Genomic DNA, 22,098 nt, shown 5'->3' with positions numbered 1-22,098 from the left:
TTTCCATCACTAGCGGGCGGAGTCCCTATCATTACGTTTGAGCCGGTCAGCTCAATGTCCTGTCAATGTCCTGGTGAAGGGAGTAGCGATGATGCTGCCCGCCCCGCCCCGCGGCGTGCTCAGGCGGTGGCGCATCCAGGCCGTGACCGTGGCAGGGGTGATCATGTGCGTTGTGGTCGTGGCTTTCCTGGCCTGTCTGGGCATTAGGCTGGCCTGCCTAAGTCCGGCTCAGGTTTCCTCGGTGGCGGACATAATGTTGAGGCCATGAGCACCGAGACTGTCAACACCCCGTATGTCAACCTCTCTTTCACTGCGTCCCCCGCGCTGCGCAACAACTTCCAGCGCGTCCTGGTGGACCTCATCGCCCTTGAGCTGGTCGGCAAGCAGGCCCACTGGAACATCGTCGGCCCGAACTTCCGCGACCTGCACCTGAACCTCGACGCGGTCGTCGACATTGCCCGCGCGGGCGCCGACGACGTGGCCGAGCGGATGCGCGCCGTCAACGCGACCCCCGACGGCCGCCCTGCCACCGTGGTCGCCTCGGCCACCGTGCCCACCGCTCCGGAGGGCGAGATCTTCACAACCGACGCCGTCGCCTACATCGTCTCCGCCATCGAGGCTGTCGTCGTCACCCTGCGTGACGTGCACGGCGCCATCGACGAGGAGGACCCCTCCTCCTCCGGCATCATCGAGGACCTCACCACCCAGCTGGAGCAGCAGGCGTGGTTCCTCTCCGCTGAGGTGCGCAAGCCCGTTCACTGAGTGCTCCCCAGCGCGGGAATACGTGCGACCTGATTCAGCCAAGGCGGCCCCGGCAGCGCTGGGGCCGCCTTGCTGTGCGCGGTTCTGGCCGGCGACACTCCCGAAAGTTATCTCTGGAATGTAACGTAGGTTTGGCTTACCATAACTGGGCTATTTTCCGAAAACGAACGGAGCCCACGTGCTTTCCAGAAGGACATTCGTCGCAGCGCTTGCCGCGTCTGCCACCGCGGGCCTTGCCGCCTGCGCCAATAACTCGACGACGCAGGCCAGCGACAGCCCCAGCGCGGGTTCCAGCTCGTCTGGAGCCACTGAGGCCTTCCCCATCACCATCAAGCACGCTCTCGGTGAGACCGTCATCGATAAGAAACCCGAACGCATAGCCACCCTCGGCTGGGCTAATCACGAGGTGCCGCTGGCCCTCGGTGTGGTGCCCGTCGGCATGAGCAAGGCCAACTGGGGCGATGAGGACGGCGATGGCCTCCTGCCCTGGGTCAAGGAGAAGCTCGACGCCCTGGGAGGCCAGGCCCCGGTGTTGTTCGACGACAACGACGGAGTCCCCTTCGAGGCGGTCTCCAACACCAAACCCGACGTTATCCTCGCCTCTTATTCCGGCATCACCGAGGAGGACTACAAGACGCTCAGCGACATAGCCCCTGTCGTCGCCTACCCGGAGGGGCCGTGGATCACCACTATGGATCAGATGATCGAGCTGAACTCCCAGGCCATGGGGATGTCCGCGCAGGGCAAGACGCTGATCGAGGATCTCAAGAAGCAGGTTGCCGCGGCGATGGACCAGCATGCCGGCCTCAAGGGCAAGAAGGTGCTGTTCAGCTTCCTCAACGCCGACGATCTGTCGAAGGTCGGCTTCTACACCACCCACGACCCGCGTGCCGGGTTCCTGATCAACGCCGGCATGGCCGCGCCGCAGGTGGTGGCTGACGAGTCTGCCAAGTCGAAGGCCTTCTGGGTGGACATGTCCGCCGAGAAGCCGGAGCTGTTCAACGACGTCGACATCCTGCTCACCTATGGTCCTGCCGATCCAGCGCCACTACGGGAGGCCATGAAGGCGAATCCGCTGGTCTCCCGCATCCCGGCCGTCGCCGAGGACCGGGTGGTTTTCCTGGGACAGGACGCCCTGTCGGCTTCCGCAAACCCGTCTCCGCTGTCCATCCCGTGGGGCGTCGACAAGTACATTGCGAAGCTGGCTGAAGGTCTCAAGTGACCGTTGCCGGCACCCAGGCCCGGCCGGGCGCTGAGAGTATCCAGCGCTCGGCCGGGCGTCGTCTGCTCTGGCTGGCGGTCCTGGCGTTGTTCCTGCTGGTGGTCGTGGTGGCCTCCGTGATCTTCGGGGTGCGGGCCGTCACCTTGGACGACGCCCTCGCCGCGCTGACCGGCCAGGCCACGACCGCTGAGCAGGCCGCGGCTGTCGCCCGGCTGCCCCGCACCGTGCTGGGGCTGCTCGCCGGGGCGTCGCTGGCGATCGCGGGCGGCACCATGCAGGCCGTCACCCGCAACCCGCTAGCCGATCCCGGTATCTTCGGCGTGCTGTCGGGGGCGTCGCTAGCGGTGGTGATCGGCTTGGCCTTCTTCGACATCTCCCATCCCTACGCGACGCTGCTATTCGCGGTGATCGGGGCGGGGACGGCTGCTGCGTTCGTCTATGCCGTCGGGTCGCTGGGACGTGGCGGGGCCACTCCGCTGAAACTGGCCCTGGCCGGGGCCGCGACCTCCGCTGCCTGCTCGTCGCTGGTCTCCGCGATCCTGCTGCCCCGGATCCGTGTGATGGACTCTTTCCGGTTCTGGCAGATCGGTGGGATCGGCGGCGCCACCTGGGACCGGGTGGGCCTGGTGGCCCCATTCCTGCTGGCTGGCGCCCTGATCTGCCTGCTGTCGGCGCGCGGCCTGAACTCCCTGGCCCTCGGTGACGACGTCGCCACCGGTCTGGGTGAGAACGTGATGCGCACCCGGCTGGTCGCGTCAGTCGGGGCGGTGATCCTGTGCGGTGTGACGACGGCGGTCTGCGGGCCGATCGCGTTCGTCGGCCTGGTCGTGCCGCACGTCTGCCGGCTGCTCGTCGGCACCGACCATCGCTGGATGCTGCCGTTCGCCGGCCTGGCGGGCGCGTGCCTGCTGCTCGGAGCCGACACCCTGGGCCGTGTCGTCACCCCCAACTCCGAGATCGACGTCGGCATCATCACCCCGTTCATCGGGGCCCCGTTCTTCATCTGGATCGTCCGACGCCAGAAGGTGCGTGAACTGTGACCGCTGTTGCCTCCCCCGACGTCCGGGCGTTGCGTGCCGCGCGGCTGCGGCGCACCCGCGGCCAGGTCCTGGTGGTCGGCATCCTCGTGCTGCTGGTGGCCGGTCTGTGGGCCGCCTCCCTGATGGTCGGCGAGACCTTCTACGGCCCGTCGGAGGTGTGGCGGGTGATCATCGGTGAGCGAGTGCCGGGCGCCACCTTTACCGTCGGCACGCTGCGGCTGCCTCGCGCCACCCTAGCCGTGCTGGCGGGGCTGGCCTTCGGGGCGGCGGGCGTCACCTTCCAGACCCTGCTGCGCAACCAGCTGGCCTCTCCCGACGTTATCGGCATCTCCTCCGGTGCCAGCGCCGCCGGGGTGGTCGGCATCGTGATCCTGGGACTCAACGAGACCACCGTCTCCCTGCTGGCGCTGGCCGCCGCGATCGGCACCGCCGTCGTGATCTACGCCCTCAGCTACAAGGGCGGTTTCGCGGGCACCCGGCTGATTCTGATCGGCATCGGCATCTCATCGATGCTGGGAGCCGTCGTCACCTACACCCTCGCGCAGGCGTCGGCGTGGGACCTCCAGGTCGCCACCCGCTGGCTGACGGGGTCGCTGAACAGCGCGGGCTGGCCGCGGGTGGTGCCGCTGGCGGTGGCCTGCCTGGTGGTGTTGCCGCTGATGTGGCTGAACTCCAGCAAGCTGGCGGCGATGCGGTTCGGCGACGACACTGCCTCCGGACTGGGCGTGAGGGTGTTCTCCGTCAGGGTGTGGACCATCATCGCGGCCGTCACGCTGGTGGCCGTTGCGACGGCGTCCTGCGGGCCGGTCGCGTTCGTGGCGTTCATGTCGGGGCCGATCGCGGCGCGGATCAGCCGGTCCGCCGCGTCCCTGGTGCTGCCTGCCTCTCTAGTGGGCGCGATCCTGGTGCTGGCCTCCGACCTGATCGGGCAGTTCGCCTTCGGCACCCGCTACCCCCGTCGGCATCATCACCGGTGCGCTCGGCGCCCCCTTCCTCGTCTACCTCCTCATCCGCTCCAACCGGCAGCGCCGGAACTGACCCCCGGAGACCCCGTGACCTCGAATCGTTCCCTGACCGCCGTCGAGCTCGGGCTCGCCTACGGCGACCGCACCGTCATCGACAGCCTCGACCTGACCGTCAGGCCCGGGGCCATCACCTCTATCGTTGGTGCCAACGGCTGCGGCAAGTCGACGCTGCTGCGTTCCCTGGCGCGGCTGCTGCAGCCCAAACGCGGGCAGGTGCTACTCGACGGCAAGTCCCTCCACGAGCAGCCGACCAAGGAGATCGCGAAGGTGCTGGGGCTGCTGCCGCAGTCGCCGACGGCACCGGAGGGCATCGTCGTCGCCGACCTCGTCGGCCGGGGCCGGCACCCCCACCAGGGGATGCTCGGGCGGTGGAGTCCCCGCGACTATGAGGTGGTCGCCGAGTCGCTGGCCGCCACCGACACCACCGAGCTTGCCGACCGTCCCGTCGACGAGTTGTCGGGCGGCCAGCGGCAGCGCGTGTGGATCGCGATGGCGCTCGCCCAGGAGACCGACATCCTGCTGCTCGACGAGCCAACCACCTACCTCGATGTCGCGAACCAGCTGGAGGTGCTGGACCTGCTGATCGACCTCAATGCCCGCAAGGGCACCACTGTTGTGATGGTGCTGCACGATCTCGGGCTGGCGGCCCGCTACTCCGACGAGCTCATCGCGATGCGCTCCGGGGCGATCCTGGCGCAGGGATCGCCGCGGGACGTGGTGACGGAGGAGACGGTGCGTGAGGTGTTCGGGATCGCGTCGAAGGTGGTGCCGGATCCCGTCTCCGGTGCGCCCCTGGTGATGCCGATCGGCCGGCACCGGGTGCACGTGAGCGATGAGTGACTGGCTGACGGTCGCCGTCGAGGTGGTGGAGGCGCAGCGCCTTACCCCGCATTTCGCGCGCATCCGGTTCCGGGCACCCGCCCACGTCGGCGGGGCCGGGCCCGCCTACGACCAGCGCATCCGCGTCGGGATCCCGTCGCCCGGCTGCGACCCCTGGGTGGCCGACGGCGACGACTGGTACAGCGAATGGCTTGCCTCACCCGAGGCGGAGCGGGGGCAGCTGCGCACCTACTCGGTCCGGGACATCGACCGCCGCGACGACGAGACCCTCATCACCGTCGACTTCGTGCTGCACTTCTCGCCCGGCTGCCCCGGGGTGGCGTCAGAGTGGGCCGAGGCTGCTCAGCCCGGCGACCGGGCGTCGATGATCCTGCCGCGCCGTGGGCTGGCCGGGGCGGGGATCGAGTTCGCGCCCGGACCGGCGACGGTCATCGTCCTGGCGGGCGACGAGACGGCTGCCCCCGCGATCGCCCGGATCCTGGAGGATCTACCCCGCGACTCCCAGGGCTACGCGCTGATCGAGATCCCGGCCGCTGCCGACGAGCTGCCCATCGACGCGCCCTCGGGCTTCGAGGTGCGGTGGCTGGCCCGCGACGACCGGGAGCACGGCGACCGGCTGGTCGAGGAGCTCCTGGATGTGGTGTCGCAGGGACGCACGCATGCTGGCGTCGGGGACCTGCCCGCCTACGACGAGGGCGAGCTGGTGTGGGAGACCCCGACCTTCTCCGCACTGGGCGAAGATCTCGACGAGCCGCGGGAGCAGGTCGGTGAGACGTTCTACTGGGTGGCGGGGGAGTGCCGGGTGGTCGCGGGGTTGCGCCGTAGGCTGGTCAGGGAGTTCGGCGTTGCACGGAAGCAGATCGCCTTCATGGGCTACTGGAAACGCTGAGTCGACGGGAACGGCTAGCATTTCTGCGAGGAGGTGCAAGCATGTCTACGGTCACCATCCGCGGGCTCAGTGACGAAACACATGAGAACCTGAGGCAACTGGCAGCCTCAAACAACCGCTCTATGGAGGCCGAGGCCCGAGAAGCCCTCGATCAGTACTGTGGAGTGCCCGGCGTTTCGTGGGCAGTGGTGAACAGCCAGGTAACTCCAAGCCCCCGGTTTGCTGGCCTTATTCGCGTCTGCTGGCCTCACAGCACAGGCAAACGTGAATAAGGCCAGCAAACCGACAATAACGCCAGCAAAATCCCAGCACACGAGAATGAAGGCCGATAGCACATACACGAAAGCTAATTCATAGCTCATGGCAACCCGCCGTTGACAAGGGGTTCCGCGACCTCGTCGACCGCCCGCGAATAAGCCTGCAGGCACATCGGAAGGAAGGGGGCATCTTCATGGGCTATTGGAAACGCTGAGGTCGCAGGGTGGCGTCGGTTGTACCGGCGGATTCGTCCAGGTGTGGGGAGTCCCGGGCAAGGGGCGGTGTGCGTTCCTGCGTGAAATTTTTAAGACGGGCGCCATTGCGCTTCAATGCGTTGAATGCCGGCTGTGGGAGGAGGCGATCTCATGCCGTTCCCTCCCTCAGCTTCTGCTTCGGATTGGCCCATTCAGCGATCCTGGTGCGGTGTTGTGAATTCGGCTCGCCTGGAACGATGTGCGGCATATGTCGACAGCGCCAACAAAACCACAAGAAATCCCCAGAGCATGATGAAACCCGTCGAGAAATGGTCAAATGCCAAGGGAATGGTGGCCATGAGGGCGCAGCCAGAAAACGCGATCTGAAGGATGTGGATCGGAAGGTGCCGGGGGCCGGTATGCCCAGATTGCGAAATACCCATGATTTACCTCACAGATACTGGAAACAACTGGAGGCCAAACTGGCCGTACCCATGCCTATTGCTGCAAAACCTCCGATACAGGCGGTGCGCACTGCTGCTATCTGCGGTGTGGAGCACGCCTTATATGTTCTCGCGATTAAACTGGTGAATGCATGGGTTTTCATGAACTACTCCAATCTGCTGTGACTGGTTTTATGGAACTATATGCCATGTGACCTCTGAAGAAATCTAACTTTCGGCCAGTCTCTTGCCGTCTCTTTGGTGGGCGTGATGAGTCTGCGCGGTCCGTCGTGATCCGGCTCAATGGGTTCGTTGTCTTGTTGTTGCAGCCCGAATCACATGACGAACAATGACACCAGGGTGAAGATACCCAGTGCGAGCATGAACAGGCAGGTTCCGAAGGCCTGGCCCCGGGCGTTGTTGGCTTTGAAATGCGCAGCGACGCCGCAGAGGACGGTGGAGTGCTTGGGCGACGTCGTGGAACTGATGTGGAGCAATCGATTCGTCGGCATCCCCGCCTCGGGCCTGACTTGTCGCAGTTGAGGTTGGGTTGGTGTCTGTGGATTGTGTTGGTGCTTGTCAGGGCGTTTTGGGTGTGTCGTGTGGGTCACTAATCGGGGGGTAGGATCTGGTAGGTGAGCCCGTTTCTGCGGAAGGTGAAGACCGCTTCCGGGGCGACAGCTGTGCAGATCGTGGTCAAGGAAGGCCGCAAAAACCGGATCATCGAGCATCTCGGGTCTGCCCATGACGAGGCCGGGCTGGCTGTGTTGATGGCCGCTGGCCGGGCCAAGCTGGTCCCACCAGATCAGCAGATGCTGGACTTCAGCGCAGCGACACCCACGCAGCCTGCGGTGGTCACTGGGAGCAGTTCCGCTTTGCTGGTTGAGGTGGTCTGGGCTACTTGGAAGGCGTTGGGTTTCGACGTGGTCGGTGATGAGGCGTTCTTCCAGCTCGTGCTGGCCCGCCTGGTCGAGCCGACATCGATGCTGGACAGTGCCCGGGTCTTGACCGAGCTCGGGATTGTTCCGGTGCACCGGGCGACGATGCACCGCTGTCTGGCCAGGATCGCAAGGCGGGGTTACCGAGACCAGTTGGCTGCGGCTTGTTACGGCCACGCCACCAGAGACGGAGACGTGACACTAGTGATGTATGACGTGACGACCCTGCATTTCGAGGTCGAGCACGAAGACAAGCTCCGCAAGGTCGGATACAGCAAGGAACGCCGCGTCGATCCGCAAATCATCGTCGGGCTTCTCGTAGACCGCCATGGGTTCCCGCTGGAGATCGGCTCCTGGGAAGGCAACAAAACCGAAACCCACACCATCATCCCGATCATCAACCAGTTCACGACCCGACACCAGCTCGGCGAAGTGGTGGTGGTCGCCGACGCCGGCATGCTGTCGATGACCAACCTCCAAACACTTCACGAGGCGGGATTGGGGTTCATTGTCGGGTCCCGCCCGGTCAAAGCCCCGGGTGACCTCGCCAAACATTTCCGCTGGCATAGGGGACGCGTTCACTGACGGACAACTGATCGACACGATCACCCCTAGGGATAAAACCACCAGGGCCCAGACAGCCAACCCCATTACGGAACGGGCCGAACCGGTTTGGGATCCAATCCGGTATCCGCATTCGTGGCGGGCTGTATGGCACTACAGCCACAAACGTGCACTCCACGACCGTAGAACCCTCACCGCGCAGGAGAACAAGGCCCGGGCCGTCGTGGCCGGCGAGAAGACCGCCCGCAACCCACGGTTCGTGACCACCAGCAAAGGCACCGCTGTCCTCAACGAGGAAGCGCTGACCCGAGCGAAACAACTGGTCGGGTTGAAAGGCTACGTCACCAACATTCCCATAACCGCCATGCCAGGACAGGAAGTGATCGACGCCTACCACGACCTATGGAACATCGAACAATCATTCCGGATGTCCAAACACGACCTCAAAGCCAGGTCAATCTTCCACCACCAAGCCGAAGCGATCGAAGCCCACCTCACCATCGTGTTCACCGCTCTTGCCATCGCCCGCCAGCTCCAAACCACCACCGGCATCAGCATCAAACGACTGATTCGAACCCTACGACCCCTACGCCAAGTCACCATCCAAATCGCCGGTCAAACCATCACCGCCCAACCCCACATAACCCCCGACACCACAGCAATAATCGAGAAAATCCTGGGTCACTAAACTGCGACAACTCAGGTCGGGGGGTAGGATGGGTAGAGAAATCGAGAGGTAGGGAGATCTGCATTATGGCCCGTAGCACCGCTATCGCCCGGACCGCTACACCTGAGGCGCAAGAGCGGGTCGCTTTTGCAGAGGCTGCCTTGGCTGTGGCGGGTCACCAGGTTACTGATCCTGTGGTCCGTGACCTCATGGACCAAGTCGCCCACGACAATATGACAGGAGACCAGGCGATAGAGGCGCTGCGCCGTCATATCCAAAGGTGATGGCGGCCCGTAAACACGTATCGTACCTGGGACGACTACTTCATTCCAGGTACACACGTGTTACGCAACAAGTTCACCACGCCAGGCAAGCCCTATGGGGAAACCGACCCAGGAAAACTCCGGGCCCTCGAAGAAGGCGCAGCCGCGATCCGGCTTGAGGAACTTGCCAAGCACCCGATCGCCGGCAAGTTCGATTACAAGCACATGAAAGCGATCCATCGCTACATCTTCCAGGATGTCTATGAATGGGCAGGCCAGGAACGTGTGGCACCGGTAGGAGAGTTCATGACGAAGACCGGTCCCGACGTCATCAACTACCCGCCAGGCGACCCTACAGCACCCCAAGTTCCCTATAATTACTACCCAGCAGGACCAGCATTGACGGCGGCAGCTGAGGAACAGTACCAGCGGCTTGCGTATAAGAACTTGTTGCGTGGTTTGGACCGGGATGAATTCGTAACCGAGCTTGCCGAGGTGTGGGGTGAATTGAACGTCGTCCACAGCTTCCGCGAGGGAAACACCCGTAGCCAATTTGTGTTCTTCTCCCAACTTGCCCAACAAGCCGGCTGGCAACTTAATCCCGCCTACTTCGCCCCCGGCACGCCAGGTAGCAACGACTTTATCGCTGCTCGCTTCCACAGCCAAGCTACCGGGCGCAATGACCGCCTTGCAGCCGTTTTCGCTCGCGAGATCACTCTTTTTCGCAACTGACCTTCCTGACCTAGCGGAATTGCGAGATACCACATGATCGGGGATTGGGTGAATTGTGGCGTCCATGCGCGGTCCTGGTTATGGATCGCCGCTGGTTTACAAACCAGTGTGCCTTTTTACCGAGGCCTCGGCAGTACGGCATCTGGATGTTGTGTTGTGCCATCGTCCCCTACCAGTGGGGTCTTTACAGGATGAACAATGACACCAGGGTGAAGATACCCAGTGCGAGCATGAACAGGCAGGTTCCGAAGGCCTGGCCCCGGGCGTTGTTGGCTTTGAAATGCGCAGCAACGCCGCAGAGGAAATACACCACCACCGCGACGCTCGTTGCGAATGCCACCCCCGGCAGCCAGATACCGGCGATCAGGCCCGCGGTGCCGAGGAATTTGATGACGATCAGCGTCCAGGCCCATTCCCTGGGGAAGTTGACGCCGTCCAGGCACTCGCGGATGAACTTTGGCGGCCGGATCATGAGAACGGCGTCGGTCAGCAGCGCTGCAGCCAGGATGACGGCGGGCCACCAGGGGTCGGCTGTGATGATCATTCGTGCTCCTTGTGATTACAGATGGTTTCGAAAGTGGTGCGCAGCTCCGCGATGATGGAGCTGCCCTCGAAGGTGGGCCGGGTGGCCCAGGTGAACAGCACGCCCAGGTAGGCGTAGTAGAGGGCCTGGGCCTGGCGGTCCAGGTCGTCCGGGGCGCGTCCGGGGCTGCTGATGGCGTCGCGGATCTCCGCCAGGAGGATCTTGGTCAGGCGGGTGAAGATCTCGGACGAGTGGTTGCCGGAGAGCAGGATCGATCCGTAGGCCCGTGCTAGTTCCTGGCGGCTGGCGAACAGCTGCAGGAAGGGTTCGACGAGGCTCAGGACGCGGACGACGCGGTTGCCGCCGCGTGGAGGTGTCTCGCGGCGGGCGGCGTGGGTCTCCTCGATCAGGCTGTCGAAGACCTTGACGAGCAGCGCCGACTTGTCGCCGACGGCCATGACCGTGCCGACACTCACTCCGCTCGCCGCCGCGATGTCGCGCACGGTGGTGGCCGCGAGGCCTCGCTCACGGAAGAGCCGGTCGGCCTCGGCCAGCACTCGCCGCTGGGTCTCGGCCTTCATGTCGCTGCGGGTCGGCATCACATCTCCTGAACAAGTTCACTGAACACGTTCAGGATAGCGTGACAAAATACAGCTTTCAAGGAGAAGCGGTGTCCCGCGATGTGGTGCTGGTCTTACCCGCATCTCTTCAGAGCGGGGCAGCGTCCAGGGTTGGCTGGTCGGCAACCGGGTGCGGTGGTCTGTTGGTCTGGGCGTGGTGTCCTCAGACCGGCGGTGGTTCGTCTCAGTCAGCCCGCTGGGACGGGGGCACGTAGAGGTCCTCCACAGGGATCTCCCGGCCGGTGGGGGTTTCCACGATGCGGATGCCCAGCTCGTCGCGGACTATCTGCAGGTCGGAGCCGACGGGCAGGTCCCAGATCCCGATGAGGGCGGGCTCGATGGTGCACAGGTCGTTGAAGTCGGCGACCTGCCAGTTCGAGGGGTCGTTGAGGTATTCGGAGGTGTCAATGTGGCTCATGATCTGCCAGCCGTTGTCGGCGGGCGCCTGCGACTTGCCTCGCACCATCCACCGCACCAGCCCCTTTTGCTCAATGACATTGCGGGTGGCCAGGCAAGCCCCGGCCTTGGGGATGAACTCCATTGTCTACTCCTTTCACGCCTTGGCGGCCAAGCTTACCGAGACAGACGGGGGCTGGTCGCTCCAGAGGATAAGGCGGGGGTGCTATTCCAGCTCAACCGGGCCGAGGACGCGCACCTCCTCAATGTCCAGGCGCTCCTGAATCACATGCAGCACGTTCATGTCGATCTTGCCCTCATTGCGCAGGCGCTTGAGTACCTGCCGCTGGTTATCAAGAAACGCCAGGCGCAGAATATTCTCCTGCTCCAGCTGGGTGGCGGTGTGGGAGCCGTCCGGGCGGGCCTCCATGCTGGAGATCTCCTTGTAGGTGTCGTGGTGGTCGTTATACAGGCGGATGCGGTGCTCGCACTCTTTGCGCACACCCTCCAGCGCCTCGGGGGATACCTGCGCCTGCTCGGCCAGCTCGTCCAGGTTCCTGTAGGTCTCGTTCCAGGCCAGGCGCGAAGCATCCGTGATCTCGCGCTCCTCGGAGTCGTCGGCGGGGATTTTTGCCCACCGGATCACCGCCGGCAGCGCGAGGCCCTGCACCACCATGGAGAGGATGACCACCGCGGCCACCACAAAGATGATGAACTCGCGACCCTCCACGCCGACGGGTACCGACAGCGCCACCGCCAGGGAGATGCCCCCGCGCAGGCCCGCGAAGGTGCTCACCACGCGCCCGCGGAACGTGCCGCGCAGCCGCCGCTGCTTCTCGCTGCGGTCCAGGGCGCGAATAATCCCCACGGTCACGTTAAGGAACACGAACCAGGCAGCGACGCTCGTCACCCACGCAACGAGCACCACCATCACGCCAGTCATCGCGGAGTAGTGGTTGTGCTGGGCCACCTCGTCCATGGCGCGCCACACCTCGGGCAGCTGTACTCCCACCAGCACGAACAGCGCGCCATTGAGTACGAAGGAGATGAACGCCCAAATCGGCAGACCGTAGAAGCGGTTCTGCGCGGTGATCGTGTCCGGGCCGTTGTAGGTGAGGTAGATGGCCGCCACCACCACGGCCACCACCCCGGAGCCCTTGAACCCCTCGGCGATCTCCAGCTGCTCAGAGATGAGGAAGGCGATAAACGGTGTGGTCACCATGAACACGGTGAAATACATGGGGTTAGTGAGGTAGGCGCGGATTTTATTGCCCGCCCAGCCCACAGCCAGGCCCACGAAGATGCCCACCGCGAACGAGTAGAAGAACATGCCGGTGGTGGGCCCAAGACTGAGCTGGTGCCCGTTAGCTACCTGGAGGGCGAGCGCAAAAATCACCAGGGTGGTGCCGTCATTAATAAGCGATTCGGCCTTCAGAATGGTGATGGACGACTTGGGTAGCTTGCCATTGAGGGTGGCCACGGCGGTGGCGTCTGTGGGGGCTAGGGCGGCGCCAATGATGAGGGCCACCCCCCAGTCGGTGCCGAAGAAGAAATTCAGCGACCAGGCGATCACGGCGGCGGTGAAAATGACCAGCAGCGTGCCGCTGAGGGTGATGCCGCGCATGAATTTACGAATCTCTCGCCAGGAGGTGTTGCGCGCCTCCCAGAAGAGCATGATGGGCAGGAAGATTTCGAGGATGACGTGCGGGGGCAGGCCGAGTTCTTGCACCTCGTGCAGCTGGTGGGCGGGGATGAGACCCAGCACCAGCCCTAAGACGATGAGAACGATGGCGGGGGTGAGGCGTGTCTTGTGGGCAATGATGTTGCCGATGAGGATCGCCAGGGAGAGGGCGATGAGGACTTCTAACAAGGCGTGGTTTTCCTTGTGGTCGTGTGCGTTGTCTCGGTTGTGCCGTACGGTGTCGCACTTTAATACCCTAGCATCTGGGTGAATCGCCCTGGGGTGTCCTGGGCAGTGTGGTCATAGGCCAGCGATGACGACCTCAGCCAGAAGAGGCCTGCGCTGACCAGGCTCAGGACTGCTTCGGCGGTCTCGTCCGATCGGGAAGATCTCGCATGCGTGCCTTCTGCGCGCGGGTCATGATGTGTCGCAGCCCTGGCGGCGGCCTCGCTGCGGTTTACACGAGCTGGAAGTCTGCTGTCCCTCTCGCCATGACCGGACGTGTGGCAGCCCGTGAAGCTCTCTCAGGCGAAGGCCACGGCTCCGGGAGCGTCTTCTGTGCCGTTGGCTGCTGCCACTTCCATATTCCCTACAGTGCGAGCGGGAAAGCCGTCCTCACGTGTCATCGGTGCACTAAAGCCTGTGGATAATCCTCATATCCAATCACTTCGATACTGACCTCCCTGATAACCTCCTTGGAGATGTCCGCAACCGCGATGCGGTATACGGTGTTGAGGCGCGGGTTGAAGACCCCCAGATGGGTGATGCCTGTGAAGTGGGACAGGCCTGTGTGCATGCCCATGAGCCAGTACATGAGTAGCTGGAGCGTGTGATCCTTGGTGGGGCTTTTCACTGAGACTTTGAAATCCCACAGCGTATCGGAGGTCAGGAAATCTCCATCACCTGCCGTCACCACGTCAGTATAGCCGCCGGGGAAAGTGAAGCCATCGAGTGTGATAGGCCCGTATTCGCGGAAGAACCTGACTGACCGATCAACCATGGTCACGATGTGATCGATCGTGACCTTATCCGGCTTGGTTCGTGCACGTGGATCGTACATTGCCGGACCGACGCGGTATCCAACGTCGTATCCGGCGAGCTTGCAGGCGGCAATGATGGCGTAGCCGTCTATTTTTCCTGGTGTGAGGCTTGCCACCGCGACCTCAGCAGCTGTGCGAGCAGCGCCGCCGATGTTGTTGGCGCCCATCAGTGAAACCGCAAAGGCGTCGTGTGGATCCGCGCCGTTCGCGAGGCGTGATAGGTAATCCACTGCTGTGCCCACCAGAGTAGGGTGGAGATTCTCGATTTTATGATCGAGCGGTGATGGTTTGCCGTCGTCCAGCTGTTTTACCCTCATGGACCTCGGGTTGATGTACCCGCCACGGGGTTGGGTAACTTCTTTTACACGCCGCGTGACCGTCGTCATGGCTTACTCCTGTCGCTCGCCGGAAATCTATCAGTTGCTCCCGACGCTTTTAGGTATGAGCCAGTTTTCGTAGGTTTTCAGGGAGAAATGAGCATTTCTGGGTGTTGATTAGGACCGTGCCAGTTCTTGGAGTTCGTGGAAACTGCGGTGGGCCAGTTCGTCGAGGAATTCTGGGCCATTCTCGATGCTGCCGACGTAGTGGCCGAAGAGTTCCATGTTGATGCAGCCGAACAGCTCGGTCCAACCTCTCAGGACGGTCAGGATCATCTCGTCCGAGGCTTTCGCGGGTAGTCCCTGTTCGATGGTCCAGCGACGCACCCTCTCGAGGTCCTCCAACAGGCCTGGGGCCAGCTCCGGCCCGCTCGCCGGGGGAGTGCCGCCGGCGGGCGGGGCCACTTCCGAGGCTATTCGCGCGAGCAGGATGGAGATCTTGGACGCGGCAGGGATGGTCTCCGGTGGGGCCTGGTATCCGGGGACCGGGGTGCCGTAGATCAGGCCGTACTCGTTGCGGTGCTCCAGCGCCCAGGTGCGCGCCGCGCGCCATATCGCCAGCCAGCGACCCTCGTGGTCTCCGCGTGGGATCCTGCCCTCGGCCTCCTCGACGGCTTTTCCCAGCGACTCGTAGGCGTCGACGATGAGCAGCGTCAGGAGGTCATCGCGGCTCTTGACGTAGCGGTACAGGGCGCCAGGCGTCACGTTGAGATCGCGAGCGAGGGCGCGCATCCCCAGCCCTGTCGCGCCGTTGTCCACCAGGTGCTGGTGCGCGACCGTCAGCAGCTGCCGGGTGAAGGCGTCGCGGGCCTCGCTGCGTGGGGTGGGTGCCATGGCCCCAGTCTCGCACGCGCACCACGCCAGGAGCGTGAACAGTGTTTACAATGTTGCGTAAACAGTGTTTACTGTTTTGGGTCGATACCTGAGGAGGAACCATGGAACACATCACCGTCATCGGCGCCGGGCCGCTCGGCAGGGCCACGACGCGCACGCTCGTCGAGACCGGGCATCAGGTCACGGTCGCTACCCGCAGCGGAACCCAGCTGCCTGGCGCGCAGGCCGCCAGGGCCGACGTCGTCACGGGCGATGGCCTGGAGGGGCTTGCGCCCAGCGCGGCGATCGTCGCCTGCTGTAACTTCACCTACACCGTCGCCGGATGGCGTCATGCCTGGCCCCTGGCCATCGAGAACCTCATCCGCCTGGCGGAACGACAGGACGCCACGCTGGTGGTCGCGGGCAATCTCTACTCCTATGCGCGCGGAGTCATGCCGATGCGTGCCACCGACCCCCTCGACCCGCCGTCGGCGCTTGGTGAGGTCCGGGCCGACGTGACCCGGCGCCTGTTCCAGGCCCATGAGCAGGGGCGGATCCGGGCGGTCGAGGTGCGTGGGTCGTCGTACCTCGGGGCCGGCGCAGGGACGGGGTCCTATGCCGGGTCGCGGATCGTTGGGCCCCTGCTGGCCAAGGGGAGGGCCGGCATCATCGGCAGCGCCGACTCCCCGCACACCTGGACCGCGATCTCCGACTTCGGACGTCTCCTGGCCCGCGCCGCCACCGATCCCGGGATGACCGGCCGGGCGTGGCACGTCCCCAGCGCCCCCGCCCGCAGTGTCCGCGAGCTCGCCCGGCTGCTGTTCCAGGCTGCCGGGATCGGCGGAGAGCCGGGACTGCGCGTCATCCCCGCCCCGGTGATGCGCCTGCTGGGCTGGTTCTCCCCGGTGATGCGTGCGATCGGCCAGACCAGCTACCAGATGGAGGCGCCCTTCATCTGCGACGACACCGATACCCGCGACCTGCTCGGCGAGACCCACACTCCCCTGGAGGAGACGCTGGCGGGAATGGTCGCTGCGGCCGCGTGGGACGTCAAGGCTGCTGCCTGAGGGCTCAGTGAGGGCTCAGATGGTTGCGCGGAGTCTGCGTACCGCTCAGGTGAGGGATTTCCTGGGGCGGTCTTAGCCGATCTCCCGGTGCATCTTGTGGACCTTCTCTAGGGTGGCCTCCAAGCCGCTGGACTCCATGTACTCGGCGACGAACCTGGGATTGAACTTCCCCAGTCCAGCTTCCCGGGTGACGATGTCCTGGTAGAGGGCGTCGCGTTCCTCGTCGGTGTTGTGGTACTCGGTGTGCAGGTAGGAGTGCGCCCGGCGGTCTAGGCTGCGAATGGCGCTGGCGACGATTCCCTTCCGGCTGAACAGCGAGATCACGATCGTTATCGTCAGGATGCTCAGGATCACGAGCAGCGAGTCGCGATCGCTGATGTCCCACACATCGACGTGCCTGCCGCCATTGATGAACGGCACGTTGTTCTCGTTCAGCGCATGGAGGGTCAGCTTGACGCCGATGAAACCGAGCACCGCGGCCAAGCCGTACTTCAGGTAGATCAGGCGGTCCAGGAGGTCGTCGATCAGGAAGTAGAGCTGCCGCAGCCCCATCATCGAGAACGCGGTCGCGGTGAACACCAGGTACACGTTGGTGGTCACGCCATAGACGGCGGGCACGGAGTCCAGCGCGAACATCAGGTCGGTGCCGCCGATGGCGATCATCACCAGCAGCATCGGGGTGAGCACCCGTTTGCCGTTCTCCACGGTGGACAGCTTGTCCCCGTCGTAGTGGTCGGTGGTGTGCAGGTATTTCTTCGCCATCCGGATGATGAAGTTGTCGGCGTCCCCGGACTCGCCGTCGTCGGGGGCCAGCAGCCGGCCGGCCGTGATCATGAGGATCAGGCCGAAGATGTAGAACGTCCAGCTCCACGTCTCCAGCATCGCCTTGCCGAGGGCGATGAAGACCGACCGGGCCAGCAGTGCGAAGACGATGCCGAACAGCAGCACCTTCTGCTGGTCCTGGCGTGGCACAGCGAAAGAACCCATGATCACCAGGAACACGAACAGGTTGTCGACGCTGAGGGCTTTCTCCAGCAGCCAGCCGTTGAAATACTGCGTGCCCATGTCGACGCCGCCGAATATGGTCACGGCGATACCGAAGAGGACAGCCAGGCCCACGTAGATGATCGACCAGAGGGTGGCTTCTTTGAGGGTGGGTGTGTGTGCCTTGCGGACGTGGAAGAAGAAGTCGAAGGCGAGCAGCCCCATGATGATTGCGATGGTCAGGACCCAGACCCAAAGGGGGACGGACAACCGGTTTCACTCCTTGATATAGATCGGGGAGGTGGTCGCGGGCCGATCCGTAAGTAGCGATCTGTACGACCTTCAACCCTATAAAGGGTACCTGTCTCCATGAGGGGCAACAATCATTGTCCAGAACCTCCCTGTCGTCTTTGACAGGGGCTCCCGGTAGTCTCAGGGCAAGGAAGCTGAGGAAGGGATCCGACGTGAGTACCAAGACCTTCTGGGCCGGGAGGCTCCGGGCTGTGCTGGCCGCCGTCATGGCCTCGGCGTTGCTGCTGGGAGGGTGCTCTCCCGGCAATCCGGAGCCCGGTGCCTGGGCCCCCAACGACCCACCGAACGGGGTGTCCTCCGCGGATGACGTGGTCGCCGGCCTGGTCGCGGGGCTGCAGAAGCTGGACCTGACTGGCACGTCGCTGTCCACGCCGCCCGCCGACGCCACCACGGAGCTGAAGACCATCTTCGCGGGCATGGACGACATCGTCCCGGCGGTGGAGTCCGCTGGGGTGCAGTACGCGCCCGATGGGAAGACCGCCTCCGCTCATCTGAACTACAACTACCCCGTCGGGCAGGCCGGGCTGCAATACACCACCAACGTTCAGCTGGAGAATGCGGACGGCAACTGGGTGGTCACCTGGGCGCCCACGGTGGTGCACGAGAAACTCACCGACAAGACACGGCTCAGGCATCAGCGCACCTGGCCGAAACGCGCCGCCATCAACGACCGCGAGGGCGTGGCCCTCGTGGAGGAGCGCACCGTCTACCAGGTCGGCATCGACAAGTCGAAGTCTGAGGAGTCCACCTGGGAGGCCGCGGCCGCGCAGCTGGCGCAGCTGCTGGGAGTCGACGTCAACTCCTACACCCAGAAGGTGCTGACTGGCGGGGCCAAGCAGTTCGTGGTCGCCAAGACCATCTCCTCCCAGGACCAGATCCCGTCCACTGTCTCCAGCATCCCGGGAGCCTTCGTCAAGGAGTCCAGCTCGTCGGTCGCGCCATCGGACACCTTCGCCGCGGGCCTGCTCGGCAAGGTCGGGAACCCGTCGAAGGAACAGGTGGACAAGTCGGAGGGCGCCCTGATGACCTCGGACATGGTCGGGGTCACTGGCCTGCAGGAGCGTTACGACAAGGAACTGCGCGGGGTGCCGAAGGTGACTGTCGACATCGTGGCGCGCTCCGGAGCGGAGGCAGAGACCACGACGCTGTTCTCGCAGGAGTCCAGCGTCGGCAGCCCGATTCAGCTGTCGCTGGACCGCGCGATGCAGGAGAAGGCGGAGTCGGTGCTGTCGCAGCAGGTTGGCGACTCCGGGCTCGCCTCCCTGGTCGTGCTGGACGTCAAGGACGGGGGAGTGCTGGCAGCAGCCAACTCGAAGGCGGCCGGCGAGTATCCCTACGCCACCTTCGGCAAGTACGCGCCCGGTTCCACCTTCAAGGTGGTCTCGTCGCTGGCGTTGCTGCGCTCCGGCCTGCGGCCCGACTCGACGGTGCAGTGCCCAGCCACCATGCAGATCGGCGACCACACCCTGAAGAACTACGACGGCTATCCCGAGGACAAGACCGGCAGCATCACGCTGACGCAGGCAGTGGCGAACTCCTGCAACACCGCCTTCGGGAGCAACACCGACAAGGTCACCCCGGAGAAACTGAAGGAAGCCGCGGGCAGCCTCGGGGTGGGCACGGACTACGACGCCGGGTTCTCGTCGAACTTCGGGAAGGTGGAGCCTGCGAATTCCCCGCTCGACCTGGCCATCAGCATGATCGGGCAGGGCGGCATCGAGATGTCGCCGCTGGGGATGGCCTCGGTGTCGGCCAGCGTCGCCTCGGGTGAGACCCGGATTCCGTGGCTGGTGAAGGGACACGAGGCGAAGTCGACGGCCACGCCCCTGACCCAGGACGAGGCCACACAACTCCAGACCCTGATGAAAGCCGTGGTCAACGAGGGGTCCGGCAGCGTCGTCAAGGGCGTCATGACCGGCGCCAAGACGGGCACCGCCGAATTCGGTGACGCCGCCTCCGACAGCGCTCACGCCTGGATGATCGCGTGGAACGACAAGTACGCGGTGGCGGCCTTCGTGCAGGACGGCCAGTCGGGTTCCGCGACGGCCGGCCCGCTCATCAACGCGATGTTCAGCTGACCGGCGTCCCTGGGGCCAGCATCAGCGCCCGCACCACGATGTCGGCGATGGCCAGCGCAGCCACCGCCGCCACCAACGGCCACTGCCAGCGGCGCTGCTCCCGGGGAAGCCAGACCAGGACGGCGGTGACGGCCAGCCCGCCGAGCAGGCCGCCCAGGTGCCCTTGCCACGAGATGTAGCTGGAGCCCACGAAGGTGATCACCACGTTGATACCCAGCCACATCAGGATGGACCGCACGTCGCCCTGATGTTTCCACGCAATCAGCAGCACCGCGCCCATCATCCCGAAGATCGCCCCGGAGGCACCCATGGTGATGATGTAGGGGCTGGAGAACCACATCACCATGGCGGACCCGGTCAGCGCCGAGACCAGGTAGAGCGCCAGGAAACGGGTCCGGCCCAGCACCCTCTCAAGCTGCGGGCCAAGCATGAACAGGGCGGCCATGTTGAAGGCGATGTGGAGGACGTCCAGGTGGGTGAAGGCGTTGGTCAGGACCTGCCACCAGGATCCGGAGCTGACTCCGTCGAACCAGGTCGCGCCCACTGCCGTGCACTGCGCCTGGCTGTCCACCGCGAGGATGTACCGGTCCGTGGCGCAGAAAGCCTGGGCGCGGATGGCCAGGGTCTGGAATAGGAAGCTGTTCGCGCCGCCGGTCAGGATGATCGCCAGCCAGACCACCGCGTTGATCCCGATCAGCACCTGCGAGGTCAGCGCCGGCATGGCGCTGCGGGAGCCGCCGTAGGGCAGGTCCGCCTGGCGGGTCTGCCGCCGGCCCAGGACGACGCACTCGGGGCACTGGAATCCGACGGACCCCGCCACCATGCAGCGGGGACAGATGGGCCGGTGGCAGCGTTGGCAGACGATGCCCGTGACCTCGCCGGGATGCCGGTAGCAGACGCTCTGTTGCATGGGCGCAAGGCTACCTTCGCAATCCACCACGCGTGGTTACTTCTGCTTCTGGTTCCCGGGGGTATCGTGCCATGGCATGGGCGCAGGGCATTCTCATTCGGGAGCAGATCTGGACCATGTGGCGGTCGGGACCACGGCGCGTAATGTGCTGATCGGTTTCCTGGCGCTGGTCGGGGTGCTGACGGTGGCGGGACTGATCTGGCTGTGGCCGTCCGGCTCGGACCTGTCCTCGGTGGTGCAGAAGATCTACGACGCCCCCAACCTGACCCACGAGCACGGCACCATCACCGACATCACCGACGGCTGCGACGCGCAGCAGACTGGGAACGCCAAATGCGTGACTGCCACGGTGACCGTGAACACCGGCGAGGACACCGGCAGCTCGGTGACCATCCCGCTGCTCGGGCCGAACGCGCAGTCCGGGCTGCGGGCCGGGGATGTGATCGAGTTGAACCGGATCGCATCTGCCGACGACCCAGTCTGGTCCTATTCGTCGACGGAGCGAATGCCGGTGCTGGCTGTGCTGGCGGTCCTGTTCGTCCTGGTGGTGCTCGCGGTGGCGCGCCTGAAGGGTTTGTTTGCCCTGCTCGGGCTCGGATTCGCCGGCGTGGTGCTGGTCGGGTTCATGCTGCCGGCGCTGATCACGGGCAAACCGGGGATCCTGGTGGCTCTGGTCGGCGGCACGGCGATCATGTTCGTGGTGCTGTACGTGGCCCATGGCGTCTCGATCCGGACGTCGACGGCCCTGGCCGGGACGCTGCTCGGCGTGGCGGTGACGACGGGTTTGGGCAGCCTGTTCGTGGAGCTGGCCCGGCTGGCGGGGTTCGCCGAGGAGAACGAGTACGACCTGGCGCAGCTCGTGCCCGGGCTCAACTTCCGGGAGCTCCTGATGGTGGGCATCATCGTCGGTGGCCTCGGCGTGATGAACGACGTCACCATCACGCAGAGCTCGGCGGTGTGGGAATTGCGGGCGGCGGCGCCGTCGATGAGCCGCGGGAAACTGTTCGCGGCGGGTATGCGGATCGGGCGCGACCACATCGCCTCCACCATCTACACCATCGTTTTTGCCTATGCGGGTGGGTCGCTGGCGGTTCTGTTGCTGCTGTATTTCACCGATCGTCCTGCTCTCGCGCTCATGAATGCGGAGATGTTCGCCAGTGAGATTGTCCGTACCTTGGGTAGCGCGATCGGGCTGATATTGAGCGTCCCGATCACGACGGGGATCGCAGCCCTGACCGTCGGCGCAGCCGCCACACCACCAGCCAGGCGTGGGAAGTATCAGGCCAGGCGCGGACGTCATGCCGAAGAGCCAGAGGCCGAGGCAGCAGAGGCCTGAGAATTCTACGACGTGTCGCCAGGTTAAGATGATGCAGGAGCATCCACCTGGCCAGCTGGCCCTCGCCGATGAGCTGATAGCTGTTCTGGCTTGGGGTTTCACCTGGTGGGATTGTGTGATGTGC

21 protein-coding genes and 1 pseudogene are annotated in these 22,098 nt (G+C 64.4%); 13 read left to right on the top strand and 9 right to left on the bottom strand.

Annotated features, from left to right (window positions below; translation table 11 throughout):
* Positions 1-264: 264 nt before the first annotated feature.
* The 7 genes from SK1NUM_RS14775 (at position 265) to SK1NUM_RS14745 (ending at position 6,859) form a co-directional block, all read left to right on the top strand.
* Positions 265-762, top strand: coding sequence for a Dps family protein (locus SK1NUM_RS14775; protein ID WP_212323713.1), 498 nt, complete (start codon positions 265-267; stop codon positions 760-762).
* A 178-nt stretch (positions 763-940) separates the two neighbouring features.
* A complete protein-coding gene (locus SK1NUM_RS14770) occupies positions 941-1,984 on the top strand; it encodes an iron-siderophore ABC transporter substrate-binding protein (protein ID WP_212323711.1) in 1,044 nt (347 codons plus the stop codon).
* Positions 1,981-3,024 (top strand): FecCD family ABC transporter permease, encoded by a 1,044-nt coding sequence (locus SK1NUM_RS14765; protein ID WP_212323709.1) that lies wholly within the window; start codon positions 1,981-1,983, stop codon positions 3,022-3,024. Before SK1NUM_RS14770 ends, SK1NUM_RS14765 begins: the two co-directional genes overlap by 4 nt.
* A complete protein-coding gene (locus SK1NUM_RS15340; RefSeq protein ID WP_317988066.1) occupies positions 3,021-4,889 on the top strand; it encodes an iron chelate uptake ABC transporter family permease subunit in 1,869 nt (622 codons plus the stop codon). Before SK1NUM_RS14765 ends, SK1NUM_RS15340 begins: the two co-directional genes overlap by 4 nt.
* Positions 4,882-5,778, top strand: coding sequence for a siderophore-interacting protein (locus SK1NUM_RS14750; RefSeq protein ID WP_212323702.1), 897 nt, complete (start codon positions 4,882-4,884; stop codon positions 5,776-5,778). The genes SK1NUM_RS15340 and SK1NUM_RS14750 overlap by 8 nt, the downstream gene beginning before the upstream one ends.
* Before the next feature lie 41 nt (positions 5,779-5,819).
* Positions 5,820-6,050 carry a FitA-like ribbon-helix-helix domain-containing protein gene (locus SK1NUM_RS15555; RefSeq protein WP_396020916.1) on the top strand — a complete coding sequence of 77 codons (231 nt, stop codon included), beginning with the start codon at positions 5,820-5,822 and terminating at the stop codon, positions 6,048-6,050.
* A gap of 269 nt (positions 6,051-6,319) precedes the next feature.
* On the top strand, positions 6,320-6,859 hold the full coding sequence (locus SK1NUM_RS14745; RefSeq protein WP_212323695.1) for a hypothetical protein: 540 nt from the start codon (positions 6,320-6,322) through the stop codon (positions 6,857-6,859).
* Between the two features lie 149 nt (positions 6,860-7,008).
* Here the strand turns inward: SK1NUM_RS14745 and SK1NUM_RS14740 are convergent, their stop codons facing one another.
* Entirely contained in the window at positions 7,009-7,185 is a 177-nt protein-coding gene (locus SK1NUM_RS14740; protein WP_212323693.1) for a hypothetical protein, read from the bottom strand.
* A 123-nt stretch (positions 7,186-7,308) separates the two neighbouring features.
* On the opposite strand from SK1NUM_RS14740, the pseudogene SK1NUM_RS14735 reads away from it, so the two are divergent.
* The 3 genes and pseudogenes from SK1NUM_RS14735 to SK1NUM_RS14725 all read left to right on the top strand — a co-directional run bounded on the left by SK1NUM_RS14735 (position 7,309) and on the right by SK1NUM_RS14725 (position 9,837).
* Positions 7,309-8,863 (top strand): annotated as a pseudogene (locus SK1NUM_RS14735) (IS1634 family transposase).
* A gap of 65 nt (positions 8,864-8,928) precedes the next feature.
* Positions 8,929-9,126 (top strand): hypothetical protein, encoded by a 198-nt coding sequence (locus SK1NUM_RS14730; protein WP_212323691.1) that lies wholly within the window; start codon positions 8,929-8,931, stop codon positions 9,124-9,126.
* 57 nt (positions 9,127-9,183) lie between these two features.
* Positions 9,184-9,837: a Fic/DOC family protein gene (locus SK1NUM_RS14725; RefSeq protein WP_212323689.1), complete on the top strand. Its 654-nt coding sequence runs from the start codon at positions 9,184-9,186 to the stop codon at positions 9,835-9,837.
* Positions 9,838-10,021: 184 nt separating this feature from the next.
* Here the strand turns inward: SK1NUM_RS14725 and SK1NUM_RS14720 are convergent, their stop codons facing one another.
* From SK1NUM_RS14720 to SK1NUM_RS14695, 6 genes are all read right to left on the bottom strand, one after another.
* The gene (locus SK1NUM_RS14720) at positions 10,022-10,381 is read right to left on the bottom strand and encodes a DoxX family protein (RefSeq protein WP_212323682.1); all 360 of its coding nucleotides are present in this window, start codon (positions 10,379-10,381) and stop codon (positions 10,022-10,024) included.
* Positions 10,378-10,959 carry a TetR/AcrR family transcriptional regulator gene (locus tag SK1NUM_RS14715; protein WP_212323681.1) on the bottom strand — a complete coding sequence of 194 codons (582 nt, stop codon included), beginning with the start codon at positions 10,957-10,959 and terminating at the stop codon, positions 10,378-10,380. Before SK1NUM_RS14715 ends, SK1NUM_RS14720 begins: the two co-directional genes overlap by 4 nt.
* A gap of 205 nt (positions 10,960-11,164) precedes the next feature.
* Positions 11,165-11,521, bottom strand: a complete 357-nt coding sequence (locus tag SK1NUM_RS14710) for a DUF2185 domain-containing protein (RefSeq protein WP_212323680.1) — start codon at positions 11,519-11,521, stop codon at positions 11,165-11,167.
* Between the two features lie 81 nt (positions 11,522-11,602).
* On the bottom strand, positions 11,603-13,246 hold the full coding sequence (locus SK1NUM_RS14705; RefSeq protein WP_212323673.1) for a Na+/H+ antiporter: 1,644 nt from the start codon (positions 13,244-13,246) through the stop codon (positions 11,603-11,605).
* A gap of 433 nt (positions 13,247-13,679) precedes the next feature.
* Positions 13,680-14,483, bottom strand: a complete 804-nt coding sequence (locus SK1NUM_RS14700; protein WP_223927645.1) for a hypothetical protein — start codon at positions 14,481-14,483, stop codon at positions 13,680-13,682.
* Between the two features lie 108 nt (positions 14,484-14,591).
* Positions 14,592-15,308, bottom strand: coding sequence for a TetR/AcrR family transcriptional regulator (locus SK1NUM_RS14695; protein WP_212323671.1), 717 nt, complete (start codon positions 15,306-15,308; stop codon positions 14,592-14,594).
* Between the two features lie 101 nt (positions 15,309-15,409).
* On the opposite strand from SK1NUM_RS14695, the gene SK1NUM_RS14690 reads away from it, so the two are divergent.
* Complete coding sequence (locus SK1NUM_RS14690; protein ID WP_212323669.1) at positions 15,410-16,354, top strand: NAD(P)-binding domain-containing protein; 945 nt, start codon at positions 15,410-15,412, stop codon at positions 16,352-16,354.
* Positions 16,355-16,426: 72 nt separating this feature from the next.
* Here the strand turns inward: SK1NUM_RS14690 and SK1NUM_RS14685 are convergent, their stop codons facing one another.
* The gene (locus SK1NUM_RS14685; protein WP_212323667.1) at positions 16,427-17,608 is read right to left on the bottom strand and encodes a TerC family protein; all 1,182 of its coding nucleotides are present in this window, start codon (positions 17,606-17,608) and stop codon (positions 16,427-16,429) included.
* A gap of 194 nt (positions 17,609-17,802) precedes the next feature.
* Here SK1NUM_RS14685 and SK1NUM_RS14680 point away from each other — a divergent pair, with 194 nt between their 5' ends.
* Positions 17,803-19,728, top strand: coding sequence for a penicillin-binding transpeptidase domain-containing protein (locus SK1NUM_RS14680; RefSeq protein WP_212323666.1), 1,926 nt, complete (start codon positions 17,803-17,805; stop codon positions 19,726-19,728).
* Here SK1NUM_RS14680 and SK1NUM_RS14675 read toward each other — a convergent pair.
* Positions 19,721-20,638 (bottom strand): rhomboid family intramembrane serine protease, encoded by a 918-nt coding sequence (locus tag SK1NUM_RS14675; protein WP_223927644.1) that lies wholly within the window; start codon positions 20,636-20,638, stop codon positions 19,721-19,723. The two genes, SK1NUM_RS14680 and SK1NUM_RS14675, sit on opposite strands and share 8 nt — an antisense overlap.
* Before the next feature lie 76 nt (positions 20,639-20,714).
* Here SK1NUM_RS14675 and SK1NUM_RS14670 point away from each other — a divergent pair, with 76 nt between their 5' ends.
* Complete coding sequence (locus SK1NUM_RS14670) at positions 20,715-21,974, top strand: YibE/F family protein (protein WP_212323665.1); 1,260 nt, start codon at positions 20,715-20,717, stop codon at positions 21,972-21,974.
* Positions 21,975-22,098: the final 124 nt, after the last annotated feature.

Origin of the sequence: Arachnia rubra (assembly GCF_019973735.1) — a bacterium.
Classification (GTDB): Bacteria; Actinomycetota; Actinomycetes; order Propionibacteriales; family Propionibacteriaceae; genus Arachnia; species Arachnia rubra.
This window is presented reverse-complemented; position numbering and strand designations above follow the sequence as displayed.

Bases quoted from the DNA above. Each gene is read 5' to 3' on its own strand.
- SK1NUM_RS14670 (WP_212323665.1), top strand. From the start codon at position 20,715: ATGGGCGCAGGGCATTCTCATTCGGGAGCAGATCTGGACCATGTGGCG.
- SK1NUM_RS14710 (WP_212323680.1), bottom strand. From the start codon at position 11,521: ATGGAGTTCATCCCCAAGGCCGGGGCTTGCCTGGCCACCCGCAATGTC.
- SK1NUM_RS14675 (WP_223927644.1), bottom strand. From the start codon at position 20,638: ATGCAACAGAGCGTCTGCTACCGGCATCCCGGCGAGGTCACGGGCATC.
- SK1NUM_RS15555 (WP_396020916.1), top strand. From the start codon at position 5,820: ATGTCTACGGTCACCATCCGCGGGCTCAGTGACGAAACACATGAGAAC.
- SK1NUM_RS14720 (WP_212323682.1), bottom strand. From the start codon at position 10,381: ATGATCATCACAGCCGACCCCTGGTGGCCCGCCGTCATCCTGGCTGCA.
- SK1NUM_RS14740 (WP_212323693.1), bottom strand. From the start codon at position 7,185: ATGCCGACGAATCGATTGCTCCACATCAGTTCCACGACGTCGCCCAAG.
- SK1NUM_RS14730 (WP_212323691.1), top strand. From the start codon at position 8,929: ATGGCCCGTAGCACCGCTATCGCCCGGACCGCTACACCTGAGGCGCAA.
- SK1NUM_RS14715 (WP_212323681.1), bottom strand. From the start codon at position 10,959: ATGCCGACCCGCAGCGACATGAAGGCCGAGACCCAGCGGCGAGTGCTG.
- SK1NUM_RS14750 (WP_212323702.1), top strand. From the start codon at position 4,882: ATGAGTGACTGGCTGACGGTCGCCGTCGAGGTGGTGGAGGCGCAGCGC.
- SK1NUM_RS14690 (WP_212323669.1), top strand. From the start codon at position 15,410: ATGGAACACATCACCGTCATCGGCGCCGGGCCGCTCGGCAGGGCCACG.
- SK1NUM_RS14695 (WP_212323671.1), bottom strand. From the start codon at position 15,308: ATGGCACCCACCCCACGCAGCGAGGCCCGCGACGCCTTCACCCGGCAG.
- SK1NUM_RS14775 (WP_212323713.1), top strand. From the start codon at position 265: ATGAGCACCGAGACTGTCAACACCCCGTATGTCAACCTCTCTTTCACT.
- SK1NUM_RS14700 (WP_223927645.1), bottom strand. From the start codon at position 14,483: ATGACGACGGTCACGCGGCGTGTAAAAGAAGTTACCCAACCCCGTGGC.